Origin of the sequence: Cupriavidus basilensis OR16, from assembly GCF_000243095.1 — a bacterium.
GTDB classification, from domain to species: domain Bacteria; phylum Pseudomonadota; class Gammaproteobacteria; order Burkholderiales; family Burkholderiaceae; genus Cupriavidus; species Cupriavidus basilensis_D.
Map to the genome: position 1 here is coordinate 58,264 of NZ_AHJE01000102.1, position 25,029 is coordinate 83,292.

The window sequence follows — 25,029 nt, forward strand, 5'->3', positions numbered from 1 at the left end:
CCGGTGAATCCCTCCCGGGGTGTTGAATGGAGTCAGGCGACCAGAAGCGCTCGGCGGCGACGTAGCCGCGCTGGCAGCGAGTCACCCGGCCAGCACCGGCGTGATCTGTGCGTTGAAGCCATTGACCAGGTCGTGCTCGCCGGGCCCCGGGTTGCCGCGGAACTGCTTGGCGCCTTCAACCAGAATCTCATCTGCATCGGTTCCGAGAACCGTCATCGTTTCGTCGATGAACGCTTCAAGCGGCATCGCCAGTTCGGCTTCGCGGCTGTTCATGAGGTCCGTGCGTACCCAGGGCGGCGCGATCTCCAGTACGCGCACCGTCGTGTCCCGCAGCATGAAGCGTTGCGATAGGACGTACGAATGAAGCGCTGCCTTGGTCGAGGAATACACGGCAGTCACGGCTAGCGGCACGAATGCAAGCACCGAGCTGGTATAAGCGACGACCGCATCGTTCCTGGTCTTGAGATGATCGATCAATGCGGACGTCATGCGGATCGGCCCCATCAGGTTGGTCGTGATGGTGGACACCATCAACGCGTCATCGACCTTTCCACCCGCCTGGTCCGGCTGCATGACGCCCGCGTTGTTGATCAGCACGTTGAGATCGGGATAGTCCGCGATCAATCGCGCCGCTACCCGCTCGATGCTGGCGGCATCGGTGATGTCGAGCTCGACCGCGGCCATCCCCGGGTTCGCCGCCACCACTTCGTCCAGATGGCTGCGCCGGCGGCCGGCGATGATGACCTTGTTGCCACGCTTGTGGAGCGCCTCCGCCAGCCCGCGGCCAATGCCCGAACCGCCGCCCGTGATGAAGATCGTGTTTCCGGTGAGTTTCATGATCGTTTCCTTTTTGTGTTTCAGTGGGTGGTGCTTTCGCGGTCAGGCAGGGAATCGGTCGCCGAACATCGGCAGGCCGCTCACGGATTGCGTCTGGGTCGCCTCATCCTGAAGGACGTCCCAGTGCTCAGCCAGCTTGCCGTCTTCGAATCGGACAACGTCCGCAGCAATCCAGGCTGCGGGCCGGCCGTTGCCGGAGAAGCGGCCATGTGCGATGACATAGTCGCCCTCAGCCATGATCAGGTGGTTCTCGTAGCGCAAGGTATCGGGAAGCGCGCGGACCAGATCGAACAGGCCTTTGCGTCCCGGTGCGATATGTGCGCTGTGTTGAATATAGCGATCGGACCAGAGTTGCTCTGCCGCAACGTAGTCTCGCTTGTTGAAAAGGGTGTCGAACGCTTCCAGCACAATCGCCTTGTTCTGTTCAGGAGTAGTTTTCGTCATATCGCTATCCTTCTTGACGGATCAGGTGGCAACGCGGTCAGGCGTCGGTTGGTCGGTTGGGCCCATGCTGCTTGGACGCCCAAGTCGAGTAGGCTATACTCAACACAATGGTGACTGACATTGTCTATGCGATGAATTGTGGTGATCCGCGCCAGCAATGTCAATGGTGATCGCCATTGTATTTTTCGATCAGGCGCATTGGGCCGTTGGCGGCCGAAGAGGGGAGGGAATGGGGGTTTCCAAGCAACAGGCGGTCGAAAACCGGCTGGCGATCGTGGCCGCCGCCGAGAGGCTGTTCCGCGAGCGCGGCGTCGATGGGGTCGGGCTCGCCGAACTGATGAAGGCGGCAGGCTTTACACAGGGTGGTTTCTACAACCACTTCAAATCAAAGGACGCGCTGGTTGCCGCAGTGATGGACAAGGCCATGGAGGATGGAGGAGACGCGTTCGTCTCCATCATCGAAAATCATCCAGCAGGGCTTTGGCCTCCTTCCAGTCGGCGAGGTCGAAACCCTCGGTAAAGCTGCCATGGATATCAGCCAGCGTAGTGCGCGCTGCGTCCAATTTTCCTTGCAGGATCCGTAGCCTTGCGAGACTCAATGCGGCTTGCAGTTCCAACGACCTGGCACCCTGCGCACGGGCCACCGCAATTGCCTTGTGAAAGCACGCCTCAGCCTCGTTTGGGCTGGCTGGTGTAGAGGGGCTATCCTTTGATTGCCGGAGCAGAAGTTCGCCCTTGAGCCGATGCAGCTTGGCTTCGTCAACCTGCTCTCCAGTTTCTTCGGCCAGCGCGAGCGCCTCGGCCACCCGGTCAAGGCCGGCGCCGAGTTGCCCAGCGCTTCCATACGCGTCGGCCAGCAGGGCAAGCAGGCCTGGCCTTCCGAGCGCCGCGCCGGTCGTCTCACAGGCGCGGAGGCCATGGTGTATCCGGGCAATCCCATCCTCATGACGTCCCCCCTTGGCCAACGCCCAGCCCTGCAGAGCCGCTCCCAATCCCTGATAGAACGGAAGCCCTTGCTCATCCGACACCGCGATGGCGGCATCGGCGTACTCGCGAGTCAGTTCGAACTCGCCCCGGCATTGATGGACCTCGGCCGCAAAGATCAGGCAGAGGGCAAGGTTGTAGGCGTCAGGGCGCGTTCGGGCCAGCGCAACGGCCTTATGGCTATGCAAGAGGGCCAGATCGGGCTTGCCGAGGTACCACAGGTTCCATCCAAGCGCGGCCATGGCGTGAACAGCCGGGTCTCGCCCGTAACCCAGAAGAAAGTCGTACTGTGGCTGGTCTGGACGCTGCAGTTGCAGCACCTGCTCCATATGGGTGCGAGCTTCGTCTAGCAAGCCCAGACGGAAGGCGGTGGCGCCTAGCGCGCGATGCGCCTCTGCGAGATGTTCAGGCTTGTGGGTCTGCAAGGCCAGGCCAAGCAGGCGTTTCCCGAGCGCTTTCGCTGTCTCGTATTGTGCACGCAACTGATAGAACGTCCACAGGCCCAATAGAGCGGAGAAGATGTATTGGGTTTGCCCTTCCAGTTCGCACATTGCCAGCGCACGCTTGTAATTGGATTCCACTTCTGGGGAGGCCTGGCCTCGCACGGCTGCCAAGGCTGGCCCGAGAGTCAGTCGCAGCGTAAGCTCCTGGCGTGCGCCCTCCGCGCTGTCGGGCGATTGCCTTAGCAGTTCGATGGCTGTGGATAGCTGACGGATCGCTTCCGTCAGGGCGGAACGCTGCAGGGCTTGCTGGCCGGCGCAGCGCAGATACTCGACAGCCTTTGGGACGTTGCCGCTGAGCCTGTAGTGGTGAGCGAGTTCGCCGCAATAGTCCTTCAGGCGGCTTTGGAATAGCGTTTCGATGGCTTGTGCAGTGCGTTCGTGCAACGCGCAGCGACGCTCCGTAAGCAGCGAATTGCCAGCGACTTCCTGGGTCAAGGCGTGCTTGAATGCATACTCGATCTCAGGGTAGGCGGGGCGCTCGTATATGAAGTCCGCTGCTTGCAGGTCCGACAGAAGCGGGCGTAGCTTGTCTTGTGCAAGTGCGGTGATGTGCTGAACCAGCGTCAAGGGGAAATCCTTCCCGACCACGGCAAGAGTTTGCAACAGTTCCTTGTGCCCGAAGGGGAGTCGGTCGATGCGGGCGGCAAGCACCCCCTGTACTGTCGTTGGGATGTGCAAAAGAGCGGGAGCTTCCTCGACGCGGTAACAGCCAGGGTGGCCGAGCAGGGTGCCCTCCTCGAAAAGGGTCTGGACGACTTCTTCCATGAAGAACGGGTTCCCTTCAGTCTTCTCAAGGATGAGCCGCTTGAGCGGAACGAGGCTGCGCTCATCTCCAAGCAGGGCGGTTAGCAAGCCTTGGGCTTCAGCTGGTCCCAGTGGCTCCAGGTGCAGTTGCGTGTAGTGGCGCCTGGCGCCCCAGTCATGGGTATGCTCCGGTCGGTAGTTGACCAGCAAGACGATCCTCGCATCCGGCACGCAATCGAAGAAAACATCGAGGAACGCAGTGGTCTCGCTATCTAGCCATTGAAGGTCTTCGAAAATAAGCAGTAGTGGCTGATTGAGGCTTTCTCGGAGCAGCAGGTTTGCTATCGCATCAAATGTTCGCTTGCGCCGAATCGTCGTGTCCATGTTTGACAGCGCCAAACCGGGTTCAGCGATGCCAAACAGGTAGAGCAAGTATGGCAGGTGGTCTTCCAGCGAACGCGCTAACGTGAGCAGTTTTCCCGTGATCCTTTCGCGACAACTGCGGTCATCATCTTCTGAGGCTATCTGAAAATAGCCTTTCAGGAGCTCAATCAACGGTAGATAGGCAAAGGCCTTGCCGTGCGAAACCGAGAAAGTCTCGAGCAAAAGGCAGCCTTGACGTGACCGCGCCTTGAACTCGTGGAATAGCCGGGATTTTCCTACCCCGGCTTCGCCCTGCACGCCGACAACTTGTCCGTGTCCTTCCTTGGCCAGGGCCACGGCATTTTGCAGTTGCTGCATCTCATCCTGGCGGCCCACAAATCTTGCCAGTCCACGATGCGCTGCCACCTGGAGCCGTGTGCGCAGAGCGCCGAGACCTTGAACCTCATAGACATCGAGTGGTTCGCGGACACCCTTGACCTGCGTGGTACCCAGGGCCCTGAAGTCGAAGTATCCCTCCGCCAGCTTGTGGGTGGCCGCACTCACCAGGATGGACGCAGGCCTGGCCATACCTTCCATCCGTGACGCAATGTGGATAGTGTGGCCTACCGGATCGTAGTCGGTGTGCAGGTCATCCTTGCGGATCGAGCGCACAACGACCTCGCCGGAGTGAATGCCGACCCGGATCTCCAACGGCACGCCTTGGTCCAGGCGAACCCGGTCACTGTGGCGGCGCATCGCCTCCTGCATGCGCAGCGCCGCGTACAGGGCCCGCAGCGCATGGTCCTCGTGGGCAATGGGGGCGCCGAACAGAGCCAGGATACCGTCGCCCAGAAATTTGGCGACATAGCCCTCATAGTGGTGCACGGCCTCCATCATCAGCGTCACCACGGGGTCAATCAGGCGCCGCGCCTCCTCGGGGTCCAGGTCCTGGATCAACGCCGTCGAGCCAGCCATGTCGGCGAACAGCGCAGTGATGGTCTTGCGCTCACCGAAGCTCCCACCCCTGGCTTCCATGGCCGCCAATTCGGCCAGGATACGCTCCGCCAGATGGGGCGGCGTGTAGTGAACAGGAGCCAGGCCCTTGGCGTTGGCTATCTCACGCGTCCCAGAGATGACTTCGTTCAGCGAAACGCCACAAGCGCCGCAGAACTTTGCAATGGGGCTGACTTGCTCGCCGCAGCTTGGACACCTTCGTACGAGCTTGGCACCGCACCCCTCGCAAAAGTTTCCCAGCGCGAGATTTTCGAAGCCACAAGTCGCGCAGCGCATGATGCCCCCCACCGTCTTCGCACGTCCTAGATCATTAGAGGCGTGATCGGCCGTCGTAGCAAGCCAGACCTTGCATCATCGAACTTTGCCGGAGACATCGAAGAGGAGAGATCGGGCCCGACGCCGCAACGGGGAACGGTCGCAAGCCTGCGGACCCGCGAGAACCCGGTCAGCTGCGCACTGCCCTCTTGGTGATGGGGCGCTTGTTGTTTGCCTGGGAGGTTTGACGAGGAAGTATCTTTTCAGCGTCACCCGGGTTTGGCTTGCTCGTTCGTGGGGCGCCGGCCCGTACTCCAAATAGCAGCGCCTCGACCGTGCTCCAATAGGATTCGATGACGGCCGGGTCGGATGCGGAAAGCTTGTTGGTCGCCAGCATCTCCGAGCCAAAAGTGGAGAGTGTCGATGTCAGGCTGATCATCAGATAATGGAGGATGATAGGCTCGACTTTAGGCAAGACGCCTTCCTCCTGCGCTTCTCCGATTTGCGGCAGCACGCGATCAATCAGCGGCCGGAGTACCGTATCCGCGAGCCATTGAAGCCGCGGACTGTACTCAAGGTATTCCTGAAGCATAAAACGATGGAATTCAGGGAAATTCACCGTAAATTCGAATAGGGCACGGTACAACAACCTCACCCGCTCTGCGGCACTGACTGGTGGAGCATCGTCCAGATAGGTGGAGCATCGTCCAGATAGCCCTCCCACACGTGGCTGATACGATCGAACACATGTTCGGCTACCGCCTCCCAGAGGATATCCTTGGTTCGGTAGTGGTAAGTGATCAGCGGATGCTGCAATCCGATTCGCTCCGCGATGCTGCGGATGCTTGCAGCCCCGAATCCCTTCGAGGCAAATTCGGAAAGTGCCGCATTCAGAATTGCCGTTCGTGTTTCCTGCGCTCGTTGCTGTTCTGCGCGCTGGAGCTCGGGCGGTCGCCGACCCTTCCTGGCTTGGTTCTGCTCGGAATCCGTACTTCGCACCATCTGTCCTCCTGAATAGAGTTTCTCCATCGGTGCACCGGTCGCTAGCGTTCGACCCATCCACCGAAGCATCGCTGCCGCCGGTTGAGGGCCGTGGCCGCGCGCGCTTTACGGACGTATTATATAAGGATCCGCCCATCGCGCTCGTTTCCCGCCAAGTGATCGTTTCCGCATCGGCTCAGCTGCGCATCGGGCGGATGCGATGAATGGGGCTCTCCGGCACCTATTCGAATGTGAGTTCGCGTGACTGCAAGTGCCGCAGGCCAAACTTGTCTCTACGTTCTCCTCGCCTGGGCCCGCCCTATCTAGGCCATCCCCATCGAAGCCCCGGCGCTCCCGCGCCCTCCCTCCGAAGGCGCCGCTAGCCTCGCCGGCTTGCTGCGTTCGGAATTCCTATTGCAAGGCTGTCGGGGTTCGTTAAGTACTTACAAACTTCGCGGCACGCACCGACGCGGCTCGTCGGGCTGTCATGTCATCGGCAAGTGCATAAAAAGCCCATAGGGATAATCCCACCAATACAAAGCTTTACGAGTGGAAAATTTACTACTACGCTGTGTACAGGTTTCGTGATGTCCACGCGGTAGCGCGCCTCGAAGCGCTGAGGGGGAACAGGGATGAAGCGCGTGTCCTCGGTTTTCCCGTGTTTCACCTGCCGCGGCGGACGCTTGGAGGAGTGCGACGCTAGATGTTCCCGCGATCGTGACTTGACCGATACAGCCCAAGATCGAGGTCTCCCCCGGTCTTCTCAACCGTCTCCGCTCGCCAAGGACAGGTAATGGAAAGTACAGCAGATGTTCGTCACGATATGCGTGAGTTCCTCAATCGGATGCCGATGGGGAAAAAGCAATGGGCGGTCTTTCTCGTCTGTTTCGCTGCAACCGCGATCGAGGGCTTCGACACGATTGTGATCGGATTCATCGCGCCGGCCATCAGCCAGAGTTGGAAACTCTCGAGCGCAGCGCTCTCGCCTTTGGTTGCATTTGGGTTATTTGGATTGTTGATCGGCTCAATTGTGGGTGGGACGCTGGCCGATCGCGTTGGGCGCAGGGCAGTGAGCATAGTGGCGATTGCATGGTTTGGCATTGCGGGCATTGCGTCCTGCGAGTCTCAATCGATCGTCCAGCTCATATCGTGGCGATTCATAACCGGATTGGGCATCGGGGCGGCGATGCCCGCCACGTCGGCTCTCGTCGCGGAATTCAGTCCGGACCGTTCGCGCTCCGCGATGCTTGCATCCATGTATTGCGGCTTTCTCTTCGGAGCCGCCGCTGCCGGCTTTGTGACTTCATTCGCAATTGGTGCATTGGGGTGGAGAGGCATGCTCCTGTTGAGTGGTGTGATGCCCCTTTTCGTCGTGATCCTCTTGGTATGGCAGGTTCCAGAGTCCCCTCTCTACCTGGTAGCCAGCAACAAGTCCAGCGCGGCGGTTAAGCGAGTTGTGGCAAAGATGTTCCCGACGGTAGATTGTTCAGGCATGAGCTTCTCTCTTGCCGCACCGAGTGGAAAGCGGTCCGGAATCCGTGCGCTTCTGGGGAAGGAGTATCGACTCGGAACCCTGTTGACATGGTTTGCCGAATTTGCGGGGTATCTGGTTTTCTTCCTTATCGGAAGTTGGTTGCCGACGCATTTGAAGCAGGCTGGACTATCGATGCATGATGCTTCGCAATTGTCCTCGATGTTCCAGTTTGGCGCGCTTGGTGGGGCGATCCTCTTCGCCATCCTGGTTCGCCGGTTTAACGTCGCCGCGGTCATATCGGCTGCGTTCGGCGCAGGTTCGGTGCTCATAGTCGCTCTCGGTATGTCAGAGACAGCGCCTTGGTACGCGGCCGCGGTTTTCCTGGCGGGACTGGCTATCGGCGGTCCGCTGATATGCGTCAACACCATACCAGGAATCTTCTATCCCACCGCGTTTCGAGCGGCCGGCGGTGGCTGGACCGTTTCAATCGGCAGACTGGGCTCAATTATTGGTTCAGCGTTAATCGGCCTGATAGTTGTTTCGAATCTTCCTTACCTCCTCGTATGCATTGTCCTGTCTATACCGCTCCTGCTAGCTTGCGCAAGCATGATTGCCATGGCGCGTGTTCTCGTCGAAAAACAGGGGTCAGGAAGCCACCAAGCGGAAATCGTCGGTTCGACATCGGCAATCGCAACCGAATAGAAAGCGATGTCAGGATTGTTTATGTTGTTGAATATCGGATGACCACATCCTTCGATAGGAATACTTGGAGAATAAGATAATGTCAAAAAGAAAGATCGATACCCATCAGCATTTTCTGCCAAAATCTTACGTGGATGCCGTAGGGCTGGACCTCTTGAATGCGGCGATGCCGAGTGGTGTCGCTCCAACCTGGTCGGAAGAGGCAGCCATCGCAATGATGGATGAGAACGGCATCGACGAAGGCATCTTGTCTATCTCGTCAGGGCCGGCTATTCCCGATGCCGCCACCTTGCTGAGGAAATGCAACGACCACGCTGCCGAGCTCCGGTCTCGGTTCAATGGCCGGTTCGGCTCCTTCGCGAGCTTGCCGCTTCCAAACGTCGAAGCGGCGTTGAAGGAGGTTAGCTATTGCCTCGACGAGTTGAAGGTTGATGGTTTCATCCTTTTCACCAACTACGATGGAAAATATCTGGGGCACGAGCATTTCACTCCGCTACTGGAGGAGCTCGACAGGCGCGGGGCGGTTGCCTTCATTCATCCAAATCAGCCGCCGCATGATATTCCATCCGTCGCTCCGGCATCCGTGCTCGAGTATCCCTTTGAGACCACGCGTACCGCCACAAGCCTGATCATTGCAGGGGCGATGAGCCGCTACAGGAACGTCCGCTTCATCCTTTCGCACGCGGGAGGCACGTTGCCTTTTCTTGCGCCTCGGATCGCGCTCTCCATTTCAATGATGCCGTCGGTGGCCGAGCGGGTAGGTGACCCGCTCGCCGCAATCAGGGCTTTTTACTTTGACACGGCGCTGTCCGCTGGTACCCCAGCCTTGGCTTCGCTTGCGCAAGTGGCGGACCCTGAACGCATCCTCTTTGGAACGGATTTCCCGTTTGCCCCGACAAGCGCCATCCGGCGTTTTGGATCGGTATTGGACGCCATCGAGATCCCCGGGGTCGATATGGCAAAGGTGTACGGTGCGAATGCCGCTCAGCTGCTTGGGCGTTAGCTGTACGCGGGCCCGGAGGAGAGTCCGCGACAGTAGCGTCAGAGGGGGATGGCTGGCGTGCAGCTACAAGGCGAAAACAAGGCGGGACGTGAGGCCTTAATCGCCAATTGGCACCGACACAAGGCTACAGCATAAGAATTATGGGGAGACGTAAATGAAGAAGTCACTATTGTCGTGCTTGCTGCTGAGCGCAGTGGGTACCGCACAGGCCCAGTCGAGCGTCACGATATATGGCGTGGTGGATTCCAACGTTGAATTTGCCACCAACGTGAGGAACTGTCCGGCTCGCGCTGGGGCCTGCGTGGTGTCGAGGACCTGGGCCGCGGCCTCAGCGGATTGTTTGTGTTGGAAGGTGGTATAGGCGTGGACACCGGCACGGTGCAGCAAGGTGGTCGCCTGTTTGGCCGCCAAGCATTTGTCGGCCTGCAGAGTGCCACGTACGGCAAGATCACACTTGGGCGCCAATACACCTCCCTTGACGAAGCGTTATCCAATTTCTCGCCTGCATATTATGCGAACACCTATGAGCCGGTGATTGCCGTGGTTGGGCAGGCATTCCGCGAAGACAACACTGTGAAGTACACGGGTACGTTTGGCGCTGTCACCGTGGGCGCCCATTGGTCCTTTGGCACCGGCGCGAGTTTTGGCAGCGTGGGCAGCGCCAGCATCGGTGGCTCGGGGGAGGCCCCCGGTCAGTTTCGTCGCGATTCCGCATACGGTGCCCAAGCCTCTTATCTGGGCGACGTGTTCGGCGCTACTATCGCTTACGATCAGGTCAACCCGAGCATCGCTAATGGTGGCGCCTTTCTTGGCACCGGTACGGTCAAAAAGGCCGCCGCCGCGGTCAGCTACTCCATTGGCCAGGCAAAAATCGAGGGGGGCTATCGCTGGGGAAGATCGAGTGTGTCTGGGTTGACCCTGGTGCGCGATGACATTTATTGGGCTGGCGCAGCCTATCAGGTCACGCCCGCCCTCGGCCTGACGGTGGACTACTTTTACCAGCGCTTCCACGCATCGACTTTGCCCGCTCTGCGCCCGCCAGGCAATCCTTGGCAGCTTATGTTCATCGCCGACTACAATCTTTCCAAGCGAACAGACGTGTACTTGACGACCGCTTACTCCAAGAATTCCGGCCTCGCCTTGGACACAGCGTCGATCGGTTTCTCCAACGGCTATCCGATTGGGGGGACCAAGACCAATATGCTCGGCGCTGCAGTGGGTATTCGGCATAAGTTCTGAAGCACTCCAAAATTCAATCTTGAAAGGCGCTTTAGGGTGCCTTTTTCCTTTTCCCCTCTCCCCTTGTTTTCCCCTCTCCCCTTCCATTACGTTCCCGATGGAACGGCTGAACGCACTCTGACGCTCACGCTGGAGTTGGGGAGCTGCGCGATCGCGCTGCCATCGAATACGAACCCGCTCCATCGCTCATGAGCGCAGTTTTCCTTGCAAACTTTACGGTCGTGAAATATAGTGGTCTTGAACAACGACTAACAGCGACTAACAACGAAGCGGGCTTGGCTTTCAAGCGACGCCGCCGCTGGCAGTTGCAAACAGTTGGAGTTTTCGGATTCGGAACGCGCGGTAACCCGTCGCATTCACGGCGAACAAGAAGCGCTACCAATTTGTTCGGCGCAGCACATGAGACAGTGGGACTCCTTCGCATGTGCTGCTTTTTTTCACGGATGAACTTGAGTCCACGGGCCCTTGATGCGCATACAGCGCACCGGCCCCGACTGCCGCATGAGTCATCCATGTCGCTGCACCAAGATGAATGAGAGTGACGGCACTTATATACTTATATAGTAGGAGATGAGGTATGCCTGAAGTAAAAACAGATGTGCTTATCATTGGAACGGGGCCCGCTGGTTCCGCCTGTGCCGCACTACTCTCGACCTATGGTATCGAGAACATGGTCATCAACAACTATCGGTGGTTGGCCAACACGCCTCGCGCGCATATCACAAACCTACGCACGATGGAGGTTCTCCGCGATCTTGGAAAGGACGTGGAACAGGAAGCGTACCTGCACGCAACCGATGAAGATCTGATGGGAGGAACGGTATTCTGTGAGAGTCTCGTCGGGGAGGAGATTGGTCGCGTGCCGAGTTGGGGCGCACATCCACGTTCCCGGGCAGAGCGCAGGCTGTCGAGTCCCACGAAGATGAACGATCTTCCACAGACTTTCATGGAGCCGCTTCTGTTCAAGACGGCTTGCGCTCGCGGTACGCAGGCGCGGATGAGTACGGAGTACCTGAGCCATACACAGACCGACGACGGTGTTGTTACGCAATGCCGAGACAAGTTGACCGGTGAGGAATTCACGGTCCGTTCAAAGTACCTGGTCGGCGCGGACGGAGGGAATTCCAGTGTCGCAAAGAACGCTGGTCTGCCATTCGAGGGGCAGATGGGTGTGCGAGGGTCCATGAATATCTGGTTCCGAGCCGATTTGTCCGAGTTTGTCGCGCACCGACCCGCCGTTCTGTATCCGATCATGCAGCCGGGCGCGGAAGTGGGCGGAATCGGAATGGGCCTGATTCGCATGGTCAGACCCTGGAACGAATGGTTGATCGTCTGGGGCTATGACATCGCCGAGCCGACCCCGGTAGTCGACGAGGCAAGGGCCACCGCGATCGCGCGCCAGTTGGTAGGAAAGCCGGATCTCGAGATCGAGTTGCTGGGCACTAGTACGTGGACGGTGAACAATATGTATGCGACCCGCATGCACGACGGGCGCGTGTTCTGCATGGGCGATGCCGCCCACCGGCACCCACCGTCCGGCGGACTCGGGTCCAATACCTCGATTCAGGACGCATTCAATCTTGCGTGGAAACTTGCGGCAGTGATCAAGGGGCATGCGGGAGAAGCGCTTCTGGAGAGCTATTCGACGGAGCGCGCCCCGATTGCAAAGCAGGTGGTCACGCGCGCAAACCAGTCGATCGCCGAATTTGCGCCGCTCTATGATGCGCTCGGCATCTCCGAGTCTACGGACGCGCAAGCCATGCAGTCCAACATGCACGCCCGTAGTCAGGCGACCAAGGCTGCGGAAAAGCAACGCGAGGCAATTCGCGAAGCCCTGGCGCTCAAGCGATATGAGCTGGACGCCCAAGGGGTCGAGATGAACCAGCGGTACCAGTCGAGCGCAGTGGCGACTGACGGGAGTACCAATCCGGCCTTCGAACGCGACCCGGAGCTGTATTACCAGTCGACGACATACCCGGGTGCGCGGCTACCACATGCGTGGGTGTTTGACGCGCGGGGTCGGCAGCACTCAACGCTGGACCTGACTGGCCACGGCCGTTTCGTCATTCTCACTGGTGTGGGAGGTGAGGCATGGGTGGAGGCCGCCTCGGAGGTGAGCAAGAAGCTGGGCGTACAGATCGATGTACGCATTATTGGTCCGCGCCGGCAGTACGCAGACCACACCGGCGATTGGGCACGTGCCCGCGAAGTAGGTGACAGTGGCTGCGTATTGACGCGCCCCGATCATCACGTCGCCTGGCGCAGCGTTGCTTTGCCAGCAGACCCCATCGCAGAGCTTCTCCAGGTCATGCTTGGCGTGCTTTCGAGATAGCGGCCGAAGACAGCCAAACAAAGGCTGACAATAGCTGAAGCTCTTCCTGAATGGTGCGGCTTCAGGTAATCGTGTTTCATGAGGTCGGTCAGTCCAGACTAGCACTAGCACTAGCATGCAGGAATCGCGGTGTCTCCGTCGCGAATTGGAGCCCTTTCCCCGAGGGCTTTTTTTTGCCTCTCGACAAGCACACGAATTGGAACGCGGCGTAGCCGCGGCAAGCGCAGCCCAGGACGACAATAAGAAGCGACGCCCGAGCATTGACCCGACTCGCTACATGGATATGCCTGTCTGGCGCCTACCGTGCCCTTAGCGACTCCGAGGGGGCCGCCGAGCCGCTGCCTTGGATCCAGAGCCCGATGACCCGCTTTCAGCTTCGTCTTCGAGATCTGGAAGGACCAATTCTTCCATCAATGCCAGCGTCCGAAGGCAGAACTCGTTACCGGCAGCACGTTCATCCTCAGAGAAGCGCGCCATTGCCGGTGCGATTGACGACTCTTTAGCAAGCTTCACTACCGCTTGCTCGACTGTATCGAGCCCCTTCTTTGTAAGATGAACGATGAATCCACCAGCGTGGCCGGGATCGATCATGCGCTCTACCATACCGTGACTAGCAAGCCTGTCAATCTTCTTGGTGATTGCCCCAGAGGTCACGATAAGAGCGCGATACAGGTCCGTGGGACGCTTTGCATAGGGGGGGCCTCCCCGGCGCAGTGCTAGCAACACGCGCATGTCGGACCCGCTGATGCCCCATAAGCGCTGACACATCCGATCGAAGGTTCGCTCGACGAGCGTTCCCAGCCGCATGAAATAGATCGCGAGTAGGAAGTTTGATAGATCGAGATCGTTTCGCTCATGCTGCCACTGCAGCGTAATGAGTTCAATGTGACTGCTGCCAGGCAAGCGTGGCTTTCGATTCGATTCCGGCGACGTAGTTGACGTCGGCTTCTTACGCTTTCGGATGGGTGTAGGTTGCTTCGCGACGGCGGCGCTCATCGATTTTACTTCCTTGGAAGAACGAAGTTTAGTTGCCGCCGCTTGTTGCCCCAAGCACGGCGTGCTCCATTGTACGTAATTTCCCAGCCGTGCCAGTCGACTTGCTGCGTTCCGGTCAATCCTTGTTGTCCAAATCACAAGCTGCTCTCATCAGCGCCTTCGAGCCGAGCTGTCTCGAAGCAACTCGGTGCGAACAAGCTGGCTCCAGCACTGAACATTTGCTGGCACTTTACTTTACGAATGTATAAAATAAAAGCCAATGTGGTTAAGGGTTGGGCAGGGAGCTCGCCCGCAGCACTCTGGAGACTGGTATGACGATGCAGCCCGGGACGGCCCGGCACGAGATTCACGAGACCTTGCCCGCTAACGGGCTGTCCTATGTGAAGGGAGACACTACCTCGCCACTTAGCGAATGGACCATACCGGCGCTGCTGGCGGAAACGATCAAGCGTCATGGCGAGCGTCCCGCAGTCGTCTTCCGCGAACAGGGCATTCGCTGGAACTGGCACGAGTTCTCCGACGCAGTGAATGCCCTGGCCGCCGGTCTTCACACCCTCGGCCTGCGCCGGGGCGACCGTATCGGTATCTGGTCGCCTAATCGCTTTGAGTGGACGGTGACACAGTTCGCCACGGCCCGCCTTGGCTTGGTACTGGTCAATATCAATCCGGCCTATCGGCTGGCCGAGTTGGAGTACGCGCTCAATAAGGTGCGCTGTAAGGCGATCATCGCACCTGAATCTTTCAAGACTTCGCGTTACCTGGAGATGCTGCAAACACTGGCCCCCGAACTCCAACATTGCGAGCCAGGCGCGTTGCAGGCGGCGAGGCTCCTGACACTACGCTGGGTAATCCGCATGGAGGATGTTCCAACGCCCGGAATGCTGACCTATCGGGACGTGAATGCGCGCGGGGTCGGCGTGGAAGTTAGCGAGCTCGACGCCATTTCGGAAAAACTCGATCCGCACGATCCCATCAATATCCAGTTCACAAGCGGCACGACCGGTGCGCCAAAGGGTGCCACCCTGACGCACCGGAACATCATCAATAATGCACGCTTCGTAAGCATGGCCATGAATCTGCAGGAGCAGGACAGGCTATGCATACCGGTGCCGCTATACCATTGCTTTGGCATGGTGATGTCTGTGCTGGTGTGCACCATCACCGGTGCCTGCATGATTTTCCCGGGCGAGGCGTTTGACCCGGTGGCGACAATGGCCGCCGTCAGCGAAGAGCGTTGCACCGCCCTTCACGGTGTGCCGACAATGTTCATCGCTCAGCTTGATCACCCGGCCTTCGCGACTTACGATTTCTCCAGCCTGCGCACCGGCATCATGGCGGGCGCTCCCTGCCCGATCGAAGTCATGAAGCGGGTGGTGGCCGACATGCATATGACGGAAATCACCATTGCCTACGGCATGACCGAAACAAGCCCGGTCTCTTTTCAGAGCGCCACGGATGATCCGCTCGACAAGCGAGTCGCAACAGTAGGACGGGTGCAGCCGCATCTGGAGTGCAAGGTGGTTGACACGGACGGTCAGATCGTACCGGTCGGCGCCACAGGCGAGTTGTGTACACGCGGCTACTCGGTCATGCTCGGCTATTGGGACGATGAAACACGCACACGCGAATCGATCCGCGACGGCTGGATGCACACTGGTGACCTGGCCACGATCGATACCGAGGGATATTGCAATATCGTCGGCCGGGTCAAGGATATGCTGATCCGCGGCGGGGAGAACGTCTACCCTCGTGAGGTCGAGGAATTCCTGTTCCGCCATCCGAAGGTGCAGTCGGTGCAGGTATTCGGCGTGCCCGATCCCAAGTATGGCGAGGAGATTTGCGCATGGGTCGTACTCAAGCAGGGGCAGGGCGCCACTGAGGAGGAGATCTGCGACTTCTGTCGGGACCAGATCGCCCATTACAAGATCCCGCGCTATATCCGTTTTGTCAATGAAATGCCGATGACGATCACCGGCAAGGTGCAGAAGTTCGTCATGCGCGAGAGTATGACCCGCGAACTCAATCTCAGCGAGGGTAAGTCCACTTGACTTCGGGTCGGCCACGCATTGCAGAAGAACAGCATCATGACGAGCCGCCCGGCCGGGTCGAAGCTTGATTCGGGTGGGGATACGCGATGCTGCATAGCCCCGCGGGCAATCGCGCGTTAGCTCACGCGTTGCCGAGATCCACGGCACACATCAAGTGCAATACCAGGATATTGACATGCCCCGCAATGTGAAGATTGTCGAGGTCGGTCCGCGTGACGGACTGCAGAACGAAAAGACGCTGGTATCGACCGACGTCAAGGCCGCGCTGATCAACAGGCTGTCCGACGCGGGCTTCGTCAATATCGAAGCTGCTTCGTTCGTGTCGCCAAAGTGGGTGCCACAAATGGCCGATGGCGCCGACGTGATGGCACGCATCACCCGGCGCCCGGGCACGCAATATTCGGTGCTGACGCCGAACATGAAGGGCTTCGAAGCTGCCGTGGCTGCCGGTGCCGAGGAAGTCGTGATCTTCGGCGCGGCCAGCGAGGCGTTCTCGCAGAGGAACATCAACTGCGCGATCGCCGAATCCATCGCACGCTTCGAGCCCGTGGCCGCCGCGGCAAAAGAGGCCGGCTTGCGGCTGCGCGGCAGCATTTCATGCTCGCTCGGCTGCCCATATCAAGGTGAGGTACCGGTTCACTCGGTGGCGGACGTGGTGCGCCGCATGCGCGAACTCGGCTGCGACGAGATCGACATCGCCGATACGATCGGTGTCGGTACACCCGTCAAGGTGCAGGAAGTGATGCGTGCCGCCGCGGCCGAGTTCCCGATCGAGCGCTTGTCGGGCCATTTTCACGACACCTATGGCCAAGCGCTGCCGAACATCCTGGCCAGCCTGGAGGTCGGCGTCGGCATCTTCCATGCGTCGGTGGCGGGCCTTGGCGGCTGCCCCTATGCCAAGGGCGCTACGGGCAACGTGGCGACCGAGGACGTACTGTACATGCTGCACGGCATGGGTCTCTACACCGGCATCGATCTGGATGACGTGGTGCGTGCCGGAGATCTTATTTCGCAGGCAATCGGCCGCTCCAACAACTCGCGCGTTGGCAAGGCCCTGCTCACGAAGTGGGCGTCTGGTCCGAACTAGGCGGCATGTGCGGCGCCGGCCTTGCGTGTGGTGTCGCCTTGCCGGCAGAGTCTTCAGGTCGAGCAGACATGCGCATAGGTCGCCGCATACAGTAGTTTTCGGTACTCAGGTATGGAATCGGAGCAGGTTATGAAGACTGTTGGATACCGCGTCAAGGGTGGACTTGAGGTCTTGACCGACATGGAACTTCGCAGGCCAGAGCCCGGCCCGCGCGATCTTCTGGTCAGAATCAGACTGGTCGATGCAGGCGTACTGAAAACGACGCTCACGTACACAAGCGGTCCTATTAACGCAGGGAACCTTCCTCGCTCTGCGAAACTGCCACGCGACGACCAGCGCCGTTCCGGCAAAGAATCTTGTTAAGGTGATGAGCCTATCGGCTGGCAAGATTCTGTGAGGGGTTTGTCATCGCTTCGCCCAGTTTCTCCAAAAGAAATTCGGCGAAGACCGCGACTGCGGGCGGCACCGGCGGGCGGCTGGTGTAGACGAGTTGCAGGCCGAAGCCGGTGCTGGCGCGCCGATAGGTCGGCAGCACGCGTACCAGTTTCCCTTGCGCGATGATCGGTTCAACGATCAACTGCGGCAACAGCGCAATACCCAGTCCAGCGATACAAGCCTGCGCCAGCACTCGCATGTCGTTGACCGCGAACAGGCTGTTGATCGGCACTTCCTGACTGCCGCGTGGACCCTGCAGACGCCACGTGTTGCGACCTTCGCGATTCGAAATCGTCAGGCAGGCGTGTTCGGTCAGTTCACGCAGCGCGCGTGGTGCAGCGCGCCGCTCCAGATAGGCCGGACTCGCCGCGAGGATCATTGCACTCGGCGCCAGCCGACGTACCTTAAGGCCGCTACGGGTCTCGATACCCATGCGCAAGGCAAGATCAATGCGCTCGGCGATCAGATCGGACGGCGTATCGTTGAGCAGAAAGTCGATGCTGATGTGTGGATAGCGCGCGTAGAACTCGACCAACCATTCCATGCGGAAGAACTCGAACAGGCCGGCCATCGCGGCGACGCGAACCGAGCCCGACGGTACCCCCCCATCTGCATGGAGTCGCCCGATCTCGAGGATCTGGTCAAGCGCCGGCGCATAGCGTTCGAACAGCGCCTGACCTTCCGTGCTCGGCGCGAGTTTGCGAGTCGAGCGATGCAGAAGACGTGTGCCGAGTTGCCCTTCGAGTTGATCGATGCGTCGGCTCAGCGTATTCGCCGGCATGTGCAGACGCCGTGCCGCCTCGGAAAAGCTGCCGGCACGGACGACCTGGACGAACATCGCCAGATCATTCAGATCAAGCATGATATTTCTCCATAAATGGATTAATCAAATCCTATTTTACCATCTAGTGTGAGATGAATTTAGTCTACATACTTGTGGTGTCACGCAGCAGGCAGCCGTTTCCAGACCGCCGGCAGGGCAAGGCAGCTCGCGATCGAGCCCGCGGGCGGCAACAAGTACAACGTGACCGGAGAGCTGACGATCAAGGGAAAAACGCAGGCGCTGACCGTACCCGTTACCGTCACGCAGAGTGGCGCGACGCAGGCGTTCGACGGTGTGCTGCCGATCAAGCGCTCGTTGTTCAACGTCGGCACAGGCGAGTGGAAGGACACGTCGGTCGTCGCCGACGACGTGCAGATCACGTTTCATCTCGTTGCCACGAAGTAAGCACGGCGGCGTTGCATCACCCGATATCGCGCAGGGGTGCGGCAACTTTACGATTCAAGGAGATTGATTTGAAGACGCATCTGACGATTGCGGCTGGCGCACTCGCCGCCTCACTGTCTTTTTCGGCATTCGCAGACCTATCGACGTACCAGCTTGATCCGGAGCACACGTACCCGAGTTTTGGGGCCGACCACATCGGCGGCCTATCGGTCTGGCGTGGCAAGTTCGACAAGTCGCAGGGCACGGTGACGCTCGATCGCACGGCGAAGACCGGCACCGTTCAAGTGACGACTGACATTGCGTCGGTCCACACGGGTAGCACGAAGCTCGACCAGAGCCTGCAGTCGGATCAGTTCTTCGACGCTTCCAAGTTCCCGGCGGCGACCTACAAGGGCACGATCAAGTTCAAGGGCGACAAGCCGGCCTCTGTCGTCGGCAATCTGACGATGCACGGCGTGACCAAGCCGCTGACGCTGACCAAGCCGCTGACGCTGAAAATCGACGCGTTCAAGTGCATGCCGCATCCGATGCTAAAGCGTGAGGTGTGCGGAGTCGACGCGGTGGGCGAATTCGATCGCAGCGACTTCGGTGTCGACTTTGGCAAGGCATATGGCTTCAGTATGAAGACCACGCTGCTCATCTCGGCCGAAGCTCTCAAGCAGTAATTCCGTTCGGAGATAAGTCTCATGAAACTGTTACACGTAGATTCCAGCATCCTCGGGCCAGGCTCCGTCAGCCGTGATCTGTCTGCGGATGTCGTCGCGACCTTGCGGCGCCGCCATCCCGACCTTGCGGTCACGCGTCTCGACCTTGCCGCCACACCGATCGGCCATCTGACCGCCGCACACCTCGCGGCCGCGCAAAGCACCCCGGTCGACCATGCACTGAAGGCCGACGTTGCCATGGGACAGGTCGCGCTCGAGGGGTTCCTGGCAGCCGATATCGTGGTCATCGGCGCGCCGATGTACAACTTTGGCGTGCCTTCTCAACTGAAGGCCTGGATCGACCGCATCTCCATCGCCGGGAAGACGTTCCGCTACGGGGAGCACGGCCCCATCGGACTGTGCGCCGGCAAGAAGCTGGTCATTGCCTCGTCGCGCGGCGGCGTTTACAGCGAAGGCTCGCCCGCCGCCGTCTTCGATCATCAGGAAACCTATCTGAAGGCGGCCTTCGGCTTTCTGGGCATCACGGATATCACCTTCATTCGCGCGGAAGGTGTGGCGATGGGTCCGGAGGCACGCAGCGGGGCCATCGCCTCGGCGAAGCAAGAGACCGCCGCATTCGCTGCGTGAGGTAGCAACACCCTGACAACATACTCCCTGGAGAACAACCATGTCGAACACCCAGAAGCGCATCGCCGTCGTGGGCGCAACCGGTCAGCAAGGCGGCGCGGTTGTGCGCGCGCTGCGGGCGAGCGGTCAATTCAAAGTGCGCGCGTTGACGCGCAATCCGGCCAAGCATCCGAAGCTGGGTGACGAAGTTGTTCTCGCGGATTTCAATCGTCCGGAAACGCTGAAAGCCGCATTTGCCGGAGCACACGGCGTGTTCCTGGTGACCAATTCCTGGGAAGCACAAGCAGACGAGCCCAAGCAGGCGCTCGCGGCCGTCAACGCGGCGAAAGACGCCGGCGTACAGCACTTCATCTGGTCGACGCTTCCCAATGTGGAGACGATCAGCGGCGGCACGATCAATGTCCCGCACTTCACGGCCAAGGCGAAAATCGAGCCCATCGTGAGCGAAGCCGAATTTGCGTACCACACGTTCGTGATCGCGCCGTTCTATTACCAAAACCTGATTGGCCTAATGGCTCCGCAGAAACTACCGGATGGCACCGTGGGTTGGGCGCTGCCACTTGATCCGAAGCGGCGCGTCATCCATATGGGCGACATCAGTGAACTCGGCCGTCTCGTGGCCGGCGCGTTCTCGCACCCGGAACTCGCGGGGCGCGGCGAACATTTGGCGCTGGTCGGCGATCTCCTGAGCTTCAATGAGATTATCTCCACCCTGAATCAACAAGGAAACACGCTCTCGTTCAAGCAAGTCCCGCGCGAGGTCTTTGCCAGCTGGTTTCCGCATGCCGACGGTATCGCGGCGATGCTCGCCTACTTCGAAGCGTACACGTATCTCGGCTCGGATTCGCGCGACGCGATCACGCTCGCCAACAAAGTCGCCGGCCAGCAGCCGACGAAGTTTGCCGCGTGGGCCAACGCGAACTTCGCGATCCCTGCAGCCACTTGAACGAAGTGCACCTATCAAAACACGAACGAGCGAATACCGATGAGCCGGATTCCTACCCACACAGTCGAGGACGCCCCCGATGCGTCGCGCCCGCTTCTGGAAACAATTGCCCAGTCCTCGCCTACGGGACGTCCTCTGAACCTGCATGCCCAGATGGCGCATTCTCCGGCGGTGCTGGCGGCGTACACATCGCTGCGCGCCGTGACCGCCGAGTACGGTACCTTGGACCCGAAGGTGAGCTGGGCGCTAAATCTCGCAACCGCGGCCACGGTCGGGAACCACTACATGATTGGTATCGGCAGCCGATTCGCCAGCATGAACGGCTGGACCGAAGCACAGATCGCCGCCCTGCGGACAGGCGCAGCGACGAATGACGCCAAGATCGACGCGCTGACCCGCATGGCCAGGGAAGCGGCTGCCAATGCGGGAAACGTCACCGACGCCACATGGAAAGCCGCTCAACAAGCCGGCTGGAGCGATGAGCAACTGACTGAGGCATTCGCGTTCCTGGGGCTGACGATGTTCACGGGATACTTCCTCAATTACGCGCAAACTGAGACAGACATCTGACCAGGTACCTCATCTATGGCAAGTCAAATACCTGGGGAGCGTCCCATGAAAGCCGTCCAAACGCCGCCCACCCCGCTCGCCGGTGTCGGCCGTAACGTAATCTTCCGCACGCGCGGCTACGCGCACGGGCCGGTCGTTCGCATGGTCAGCCCCTCCGACGTCGGCAAGATGATTAAGCCGTTCGTATTTCCCGATCTCGTCGATGCGCAAGAGGCGATTCCGTAACTGTCTGCTTTTTAGCGGAATTTCCCAAGGAGGCGACTTCATAACGCTACAAAGCCAGACACGCCCGGGTCGGAACGGGATCTACCCGTTCCATAGCCCGCTCAGACGCTCAGCGGCCGATAAAAGTGACGGGAGCCGGCTCTGCCCCCCGCTTGAAAGCTTCCGCGCGTGCGGTGCGCCCCATCCTGGCATCCTCCGTGGTGTGAAGGCCCATGGTGATGTCGAGAAGCAGTGAGTCTGCTCCCGGCACGCCACCTGCCGACCAGGCCTTAAGCAACGCGCGAATTGCGGCGTAGGAGCGGGTAGGGCCGGTGCCGAGTCGACGCGCGAGATCCAATGCGAAGTTCTCGACGTCATTCTCGGGTACCACAAAAGCGGCAACGCCGAGTTGGCCCGCCTGGGCTCCCGACATCGACTCACTGAGCATCGCATAACGTGCCGCCATGGCCCGACCGGCTCGCTCAGCCAATCGCTGTACAGCGCCGGCGACGGGTGCAGAGCCCACGGACGCCTCGATACATCTGAAGGTGGCATTCTCCGCAGCGACAATGAAGTCGCAAGCTAACGCTAGTTCGAAAGCGCCGCCAAACGCCGCACCGCGCACTGCTGCAATGGTCGGGATTTGCAGCGCTTCGATGGATCGGTACGCGTTCGGCCCTTCGGCGCGGATCAACAGTGCGCGAATGGCGGTTTCGCTTGCCTCATGAACCGCGTCTCGCAGGCAGTCCGAGAAATTCGTCGCGATCAGATTCGATGGTGGATTTGCCAGGACGATGTGCCCAATGGATTCGTGCTGCTCAAAACGGATGGTTTTCATACGGTCTCCTCATAAGAAATGGATGCTTCTTTGCGTCGAAGCTCACGACTAGAAATCCTGCAGGCGCTTGGCCGACATGGCTAACCGTTTTCTACTGCGGTGCGCAACATGTCGGCCACTTGGCGCTGAGCCAGTGCTGCCGCTTCAAGCTTGCCGCGCATGCTGTAGAACGTGTGCAACATGCCCTGGTACCGTACGCAATTCGCAGCAACGCCCGCTTCAGCCAGCTTCATGGCATAGGCTTCCCCATCGTCGCGTACGGCATCGCATTCGGCGGTGATCACGATGGCCGGCGGCAGACCGGCATGGCTGGCGGCAAGCAATGGCGATAGCTTCCACGCAGACGGAGGCACGCCATGATTGAGCGCGTATGTGCGGAACGCATGCGCCACGTCGTCCTTGCGTTGCATAAATCCTTCTGCGTATCTGGACAAGGAGTCAGCCTCCTGACGCGCGTCCGTAGCGGGATAGACAAGCGCTTGCGCGAGTAGCGGAGGGCCTGCGTGGTCCCGAGCAAGCAGGCAGACGACTGCGGCAAGGTTGCCGCCCGCCGATTCGCCAAACACCGTCATCCGCGCGGTTTGAAGTCCGTGCTGGCGGCCGTGCCTGGCGACCCAGCAGGTCGCCGCCCAGGCATCGTCTAGCGCTGCGGGGAACGGATGTTCCGGAGCAAGTCGGTAGTCAACACTAACCACAGCCAGCCCGGAGTCCTTGGCCAGGTTTCGGCACACAGCGTCGAAACTGTCGAGGTTTCCCATCAGCCATCCGCCGCCGTGGAAGGCCATCGTCACGCCGGCGGCACCGTCCGGCTGGTAGATGCGCAAGGGGATCTCGCCATGAGGCCCGGGAACCGCCAGATCGAAGACGTTGTCGATATTCGGACCAGGCACACGCGCTGCTGTGCGCGCGGCCATGTCGGCACGCGTCTCCTGAACGCTCATCTGCGCCATGCTCGGCTGGGTCGCGGCAGCCAGGGCGATGGGTCGCAGCAACGGATGGATCTGATCTTGGGGAGAAGATGTCATCGTGCTCAGGGAGTCGGGGTTTCTGAGGGGCCGAACGTCACTTTGGGAAATTTGGCCATGACGCCAACGCCACCATCGACTTCGATGATCTCACCAGCCATATGGGCACTTAGATCGGAAGCCAGGAACAGGAGCGGGCCCGCGATCTCCGCCGGCGTTGCGGGCCGTCCCAGCGGAATCACTTCGTTGATGGCAGCCCAGGCCGCTTCGCTAAGGCGCTGGTTCAGCCTTGGCGTCCGAACGAATCCCGGCGACACGGCGTTGATGCGTACGTTGTAGGGGGCGTACTCAGCACCGGCGCACCTTACCAGGTGATGCAACGCCGCTTTTGAGGTTGCATAGGCCGTTTCATTCGGGATCGCACGATTGCCAGCCAGGGAGCCGACGAACGCGAAGCTGCCCCCGCCGTCGGCTTTCATCATCTCGCCACCGATCTGGATGGCCAGATACGCGTGGCGCACGACAATGTCGAACTGTCGGTCCCAGGATTCATCATCTACCGCCGAGAAAGGCTTGATGCCTGCGACTCCGATGATGTCGACGACTCCGTGTACGCGGCCGAAGTGCTTGCGCGCCGTGTCAAAGACACGTTGTACGTCGGCTCGCTTGGTGGCATCAGCTACACATGGGATGCCTCCGACGGCTTCAGCGATGTTTCGGGCAAGCCCTTCATCCTGGTCGACGCATAGAACGCGCGCACCGGCTTGTGCGAGAGCGTGTACGGTCTGCTCGCCAATACCTTGCCCAGCTCCAAGTACGACGAAGCCACGCCCATCCAACCGCAGAAGGGACAGGTAATCGGGAGTGTTTTTGCTAACGCTTTGGTCTGTCATGATTGCTCTCTTCAGGCTACCGGTGTCTCACGATGGGATGGCAGCAGGTCTTGCCATGCCGCGCCCTCTTCAAGTTGTGTGTCGCAAGCGCTCACACCTCGCAAGTCCAGGCCGACCGCACGGAGCGGTTCGTTCTCCATGGCACGCTTGACCGACTCCAGCAGCACGCGTCGGACCCGCGTCACAGCCTGGTCGGCCGGCACCAGGTGCTCGCGCGAGCGGTCATAAAGCGGCCCCTGGGAAAGACCGATTGTGGCGTCCTCCACCTCTACGCCGCGCAATCCAGTCCAGTTTTCCTTCATGCGCGCGCGGTCTTGGCCGAAAGCGTCCGCCCAGCTGGCCGTGAACGTGCAAGTCTGCCGGTTGTAGTATTGTGGGTTGTCGAGGCCAAGCAGTTCGATAATCCTGTCTTCATTCACTGGCTCATTCCCGTGTACTACGAGGAAGGTGCTCGTATGCGTATCGTCTTCCGGGACTTCAAGGACAGTGAACTGGAATGCCGGCGCAGGAATGATGCGCCCATACGGGACGATGAATGGCACCACGCGAGCGTTCAGGGTCCGCGGCGTATTGGTCTTGCGCAGTGCCACATAGTGGAAGCCGAATGCCGTGTCCTCGATCTTAAGCGCGGGCTCCAGGTCGTTGGAGACGA

At 59.8% G+C, this 25,029-nt stretch carries 20 protein-coding genes and 4 pseudogenes; 13 read left to right on the forward strand and 11 right to left on the reverse strand.

The features are described from left to right. Positions 1-81 precede the first annotated feature (81 nt). Both OR16_RS31370 and OR16_RS31375 read right to left on the reverse strand, forming a co-directional pair. On the reverse strand, positions 82-837 hold the full coding sequence (locus tag OR16_RS31370; RefSeq protein WP_006162686.1) for an SDR family oxidoreductase: 756 nt from the start codon (positions 835-837) through the stop codon (positions 82-84). Between the two features lie 42 nt (positions 838-879). Then, entirely contained in the window at positions 880-1,281 is a 402-nt protein-coding gene (locus OR16_RS31375; RefSeq protein ID WP_006162687.1) for a nuclear transport factor 2 family protein, read from the reverse strand. Between the two features lie 229 nt (positions 1,282-1,510). Between OR16_RS31375 and OR16_RS42030 the strand changes: the two are divergent. After that, positions 1,511-1,726, forward strand: a pseudogene (locus OR16_RS42030) (TetR/AcrR family transcriptional regulator); the annotation flags it as partial. 10 nt (positions 1,727-1,736) lie between these two features. On the opposite strand, the gene OR16_RS31385 reads toward OR16_RS42030, so the two are convergent. The 3 genes from OR16_RS31385 to OR16_RS31395 form a co-directional block, all read right to left on the reverse strand. After that, the gene (locus tag OR16_RS31385; RefSeq protein WP_043421895.1) at positions 1,737-5,165 is read right to left on the reverse strand and encodes an adenylate/guanylate cyclase domain-containing protein; all 3,429 of its coding nucleotides are present in this window, start codon (positions 5,163-5,165) and stop codon (positions 1,737-1,739) included. A gap of 169 nt (positions 5,166-5,334) precedes the next feature. Beyond that, positions 5,335-5,763 (reverse strand): hypothetical protein, encoded by a 429-nt coding sequence (locus OR16_RS31390; RefSeq protein WP_141639947.1) that lies wholly within the window; start codon positions 5,761-5,763, stop codon positions 5,335-5,337. A gap of 32 nt (positions 5,764-5,795) precedes the next feature. Then, on the reverse strand, positions 5,796-6,173 hold the full coding sequence (locus OR16_RS31395; protein WP_158001397.1) for a TetR/AcrR family transcriptional regulator: 378 nt from the start codon (positions 6,171-6,173) through the stop codon (positions 5,796-5,798). A 745-nt stretch (positions 6,174-6,918) separates the two neighbouring features. Here OR16_RS31395 and OR16_RS31400 point away from each other — a divergent pair. From OR16_RS31400 to OR16_RS31415, 4 genes and pseudogenes are all read left to right on the forward strand, one after another. Continuing rightward, a complete protein-coding gene (locus OR16_RS31400) occupies positions 6,919-8,301 on the forward strand; it encodes an MFS transporter (protein ID WP_081488926.1) in 1,383 nt (460 codons plus the stop codon). 79 nt (positions 8,302-8,380) lie between these two features. Continuing rightward, positions 8,381-9,304 carry an amidohydrolase family protein gene (locus tag OR16_RS31405; protein WP_006162691.1) on the forward strand — a complete coding sequence of 308 codons (924 nt, stop codon included), beginning with the start codon at positions 8,381-8,383 and terminating at the stop codon, positions 9,302-9,304. Between the two features lie 154 nt (positions 9,305-9,458). Then, positions 9,459-10,543, forward strand: a pseudogene (locus tag OR16_RS31410) (porin). A 577-nt stretch (positions 10,544-11,120) separates the two neighbouring features. Then, entirely contained in the window at positions 11,121-12,875 is a 1,755-nt protein-coding gene (locus OR16_RS31415; protein ID WP_006162694.1) for an FAD-dependent oxidoreductase, read from the forward strand. 309 nt (positions 12,876-13,184) lie between these two features. Here OR16_RS31415 and OR16_RS31420 read toward each other — a convergent pair whose 3' ends face one another. After that, on the reverse strand, positions 13,185-13,871 hold the full coding sequence (locus OR16_RS31420; RefSeq protein WP_081488927.1) for a MarR family winged helix-turn-helix transcriptional regulator: 687 nt from the start codon (positions 13,869-13,871) through the stop codon (positions 13,185-13,187). Positions 13,872-14,182: 311 nt separating this feature from the next. Here OR16_RS31420 and OR16_RS31425 point away from each other — a divergent pair, with 311 nt between their 5' ends. Together OR16_RS31425 and OR16_RS31430 are read left to right on the forward strand one after the other, a co-directional pair. Then, complete coding sequence (locus OR16_RS31425; protein ID WP_006162696.1) at positions 14,183-15,919, forward strand: AMP-binding protein; 1,737 nt, start codon at positions 14,183-14,185, stop codon at positions 15,917-15,919. A gap of 175 nt (positions 15,920-16,094) precedes the next feature. Further along, positions 16,095-17,006 carry a hydroxymethylglutaryl-CoA lyase gene (locus tag OR16_RS31430; RefSeq protein ID WP_006162697.1) on the forward strand — a complete coding sequence of 304 codons (912 nt, stop codon included), beginning with the start codon at positions 16,095-16,097 and terminating at the stop codon, positions 17,004-17,006. A 373-nt stretch (positions 17,007-17,379) separates the two neighbouring features. Here OR16_RS31430 and OR16_RS31435 read toward each other — a convergent pair whose 3' ends face one another. Continuing rightward, positions 17,380-18,303: a LysR family transcriptional regulator gene (locus OR16_RS31435; protein ID WP_006162698.1), complete on the reverse strand. Its 924-nt coding sequence runs from the start codon at positions 18,301-18,303 to the stop codon at positions 17,380-17,382. Between the two features lie 129 nt (positions 18,304-18,432). Here OR16_RS31435 and OR16_RS31440 point away from each other — a divergent pair. The 6 genes and pseudogenes from OR16_RS31440 to OR16_RS31465 all read left to right on the forward strand — a co-directional run. After that, positions 18,433-18,669, forward strand: a pseudogene (locus OR16_RS31440) (YceI family protein); the annotation flags it as partial. Between the two features lie 68 nt (positions 18,670-18,737). Further along, positions 18,738-19,334 (forward strand): YceI family protein, encoded by a 597-nt coding sequence (locus tag OR16_RS31445; protein WP_006162700.1) that lies wholly within the window; start codon positions 18,738-18,740, stop codon positions 19,332-19,334. Between the two features lie 21 nt (positions 19,335-19,355). Beyond that, entirely contained in the window at positions 19,356-19,961 is a 606-nt protein-coding gene (locus OR16_RS31450; protein WP_006162701.1) for an FMN-dependent NADH-azoreductase, read from the forward strand. Positions 19,962-20,001: 40 nt separating this feature from the next. Continuing rightward, positions 20,002-20,907, forward strand: a complete 906-nt coding sequence (locus OR16_RS31455; RefSeq protein WP_006162702.1) for an NmrA/HSCARG family protein — start codon at positions 20,002-20,004, stop codon at positions 20,905-20,907. A gap of 39 nt (positions 20,908-20,946) precedes the next feature. Beyond that, positions 20,947-21,477: a carboxymuconolactone decarboxylase family protein gene (locus OR16_RS31460; protein WP_006162703.1), complete on the forward strand. Its 531-nt coding sequence runs from the start codon at positions 20,947-20,949 to the stop codon at positions 21,475-21,477. 45 nt (positions 21,478-21,522) lie between these two features. Further along, a complete protein-coding gene (locus OR16_RS31465) occupies positions 21,523-21,702 on the forward strand; it encodes a hypothetical protein (protein ID WP_006162704.1) in 180 nt (59 codons plus the stop codon). Between the two features lie 109 nt (positions 21,703-21,811). Here the strand turns inward: OR16_RS31465 and OR16_RS31470 are convergent, their stop codons facing one another. From OR16_RS31470 to OR16_RS31485, 4 genes and pseudogenes are all read right to left on the reverse strand, one after another. Continuing rightward, on the reverse strand, positions 21,812-22,519 hold the full coding sequence (locus OR16_RS31470) for an enoyl-CoA hydratase/isomerase family protein (protein WP_006162705.1): 708 nt from the start codon (positions 22,517-22,519) through the stop codon (positions 21,812-21,814). Positions 22,520-22,599: 80 nt separating this feature from the next. Then, positions 22,600-23,544, reverse strand: coding sequence for an alpha/beta hydrolase (locus tag OR16_RS31475; protein WP_063709620.1), 945 nt, complete (start codon positions 23,542-23,544; stop codon positions 22,600-22,602). Positions 23,545-23,549: 5 nt separating this feature from the next. After that, the gene (locus OR16_RS31480) at positions 23,550-24,377 is read right to left on the reverse strand and encodes an SDR family NAD(P)-dependent oxidoreductase (protein ID WP_050983162.1); all 828 of its coding nucleotides are present in this window, start codon (positions 24,375-24,377) and stop codon (positions 23,550-23,552) included. A gap of 11 nt (positions 24,378-24,388) precedes the next feature. Next, positions 24,389-25,029 (reverse strand): annotated as a pseudogene (locus OR16_RS31485) ((2Fe-2S)-binding protein); the annotation flags it as partial.

Excerpts from the sequence above, each read along its gene's own strand:
- OR16_RS31370 (WP_006162686.1), bottom strand. The coding sequence starts at position 837 with ATGAAACTCACCGGAAACACGATCTTCATCACGGGCGGCGGTTCGGGC.
- OR16_RS31375 (WP_006162687.1), bottom strand. The coding sequence starts at position 1,281 with ATGACGAAAACTACTCCTGAACAGAACAAGGCGATTGTGCTGGAAGCG.
- OR16_RS31385 (WP_043421895.1), bottom strand. The coding sequence starts at position 5,165 with ATGCGCTGCGCGACTTGTGGCTTCGAAAATCTCGCGCTGGGAAACTTT.
- OR16_RS31395 (WP_158001397.1), bottom strand. The coding sequence starts at position 6,173 with ATGGAGAAACTCTATTCAGGAGGACAGATGGTGCGAAGTACGGATTCC.
- OR16_RS31400 (WP_081488926.1), top strand. The coding sequence starts at position 6,919 with ATGGAAAGTACAGCAGATGTTCGTCACGATATGCGTGAGTTCCTCAAT.
- OR16_RS31405 (WP_006162691.1), top strand. The coding sequence starts at position 8,381 with ATGTCAAAAAGAAAGATCGATACCCATCAGCATTTTCTGCCAAAATCT.
- OR16_RS31415 (WP_006162694.1), top strand. The coding sequence starts at position 11,121 with ATGCCTGAAGTAAAAACAGATGTGCTTATCATTGGAACGGGGCCCGCT.
- OR16_RS31420 (WP_081488927.1), bottom strand. The coding sequence starts at position 13,871 with ATGAGCGCCGCCGTCGCGAAGCAACCTACACCCATCCGAAAGCGTAAG.
- OR16_RS31425 (WP_006162696.1), top strand. The coding sequence starts at position 14,183 with ATGACGATGCAGCCCGGGACGGCCCGGCACGAGATTCACGAGACCTTG.
- OR16_RS31430 (WP_006162697.1), top strand. The coding sequence starts at position 16,095 with ATGCCCCGCAATGTGAAGATTGTCGAGGTCGGTCCGCGTGACGGACTG.
- OR16_RS31435 (WP_006162698.1), bottom strand. The coding sequence starts at position 18,303 with ATGCTTGATCTGAATGATCTGGCGATGTTCGTCCAGGTCGTCCGTGCC.
- OR16_RS31450 (WP_006162701.1), top strand. The coding sequence starts at position 19,356 with ATGAAACTGTTACACGTAGATTCCAGCATCCTCGGGCCAGGCTCCGTC.
- OR16_RS31455 (WP_006162702.1), top strand. The coding sequence starts at position 20,002 with ATGTCGAACACCCAGAAGCGCATCGCCGTCGTGGGCGCAACCGGTCAG.
- OR16_RS31460 (WP_006162703.1), top strand. The coding sequence starts at position 20,947 with ATGAGCCGGATTCCTACCCACACAGTCGAGGACGCCCCCGATGCGTCG.
- OR16_RS31465 (WP_006162704.1), top strand. The coding sequence starts at position 21,523 with ATGAAAGCCGTCCAAACGCCGCCCACCCCGCTCGCCGGTGTCGGCCGT.
- OR16_RS31470 (WP_006162705.1), bottom strand. The coding sequence starts at position 22,519 with ATGAAAACCATCCGTTTTGAGCAGCACGAATCCATTGGGCACATCGTC.
- OR16_RS31475 (WP_063709620.1), bottom strand. The coding sequence starts at position 23,544 with ATGACATCTTCTCCCCAAGATCAGATCCATCCGTTGCTGCGACCCATC.
- OR16_RS31480 (WP_050983162.1), bottom strand. The coding sequence starts at position 24,377 with ATGACAGACCAAAGCGTTAGCAAAAACACTCCCGATTACCTGTCCCTT.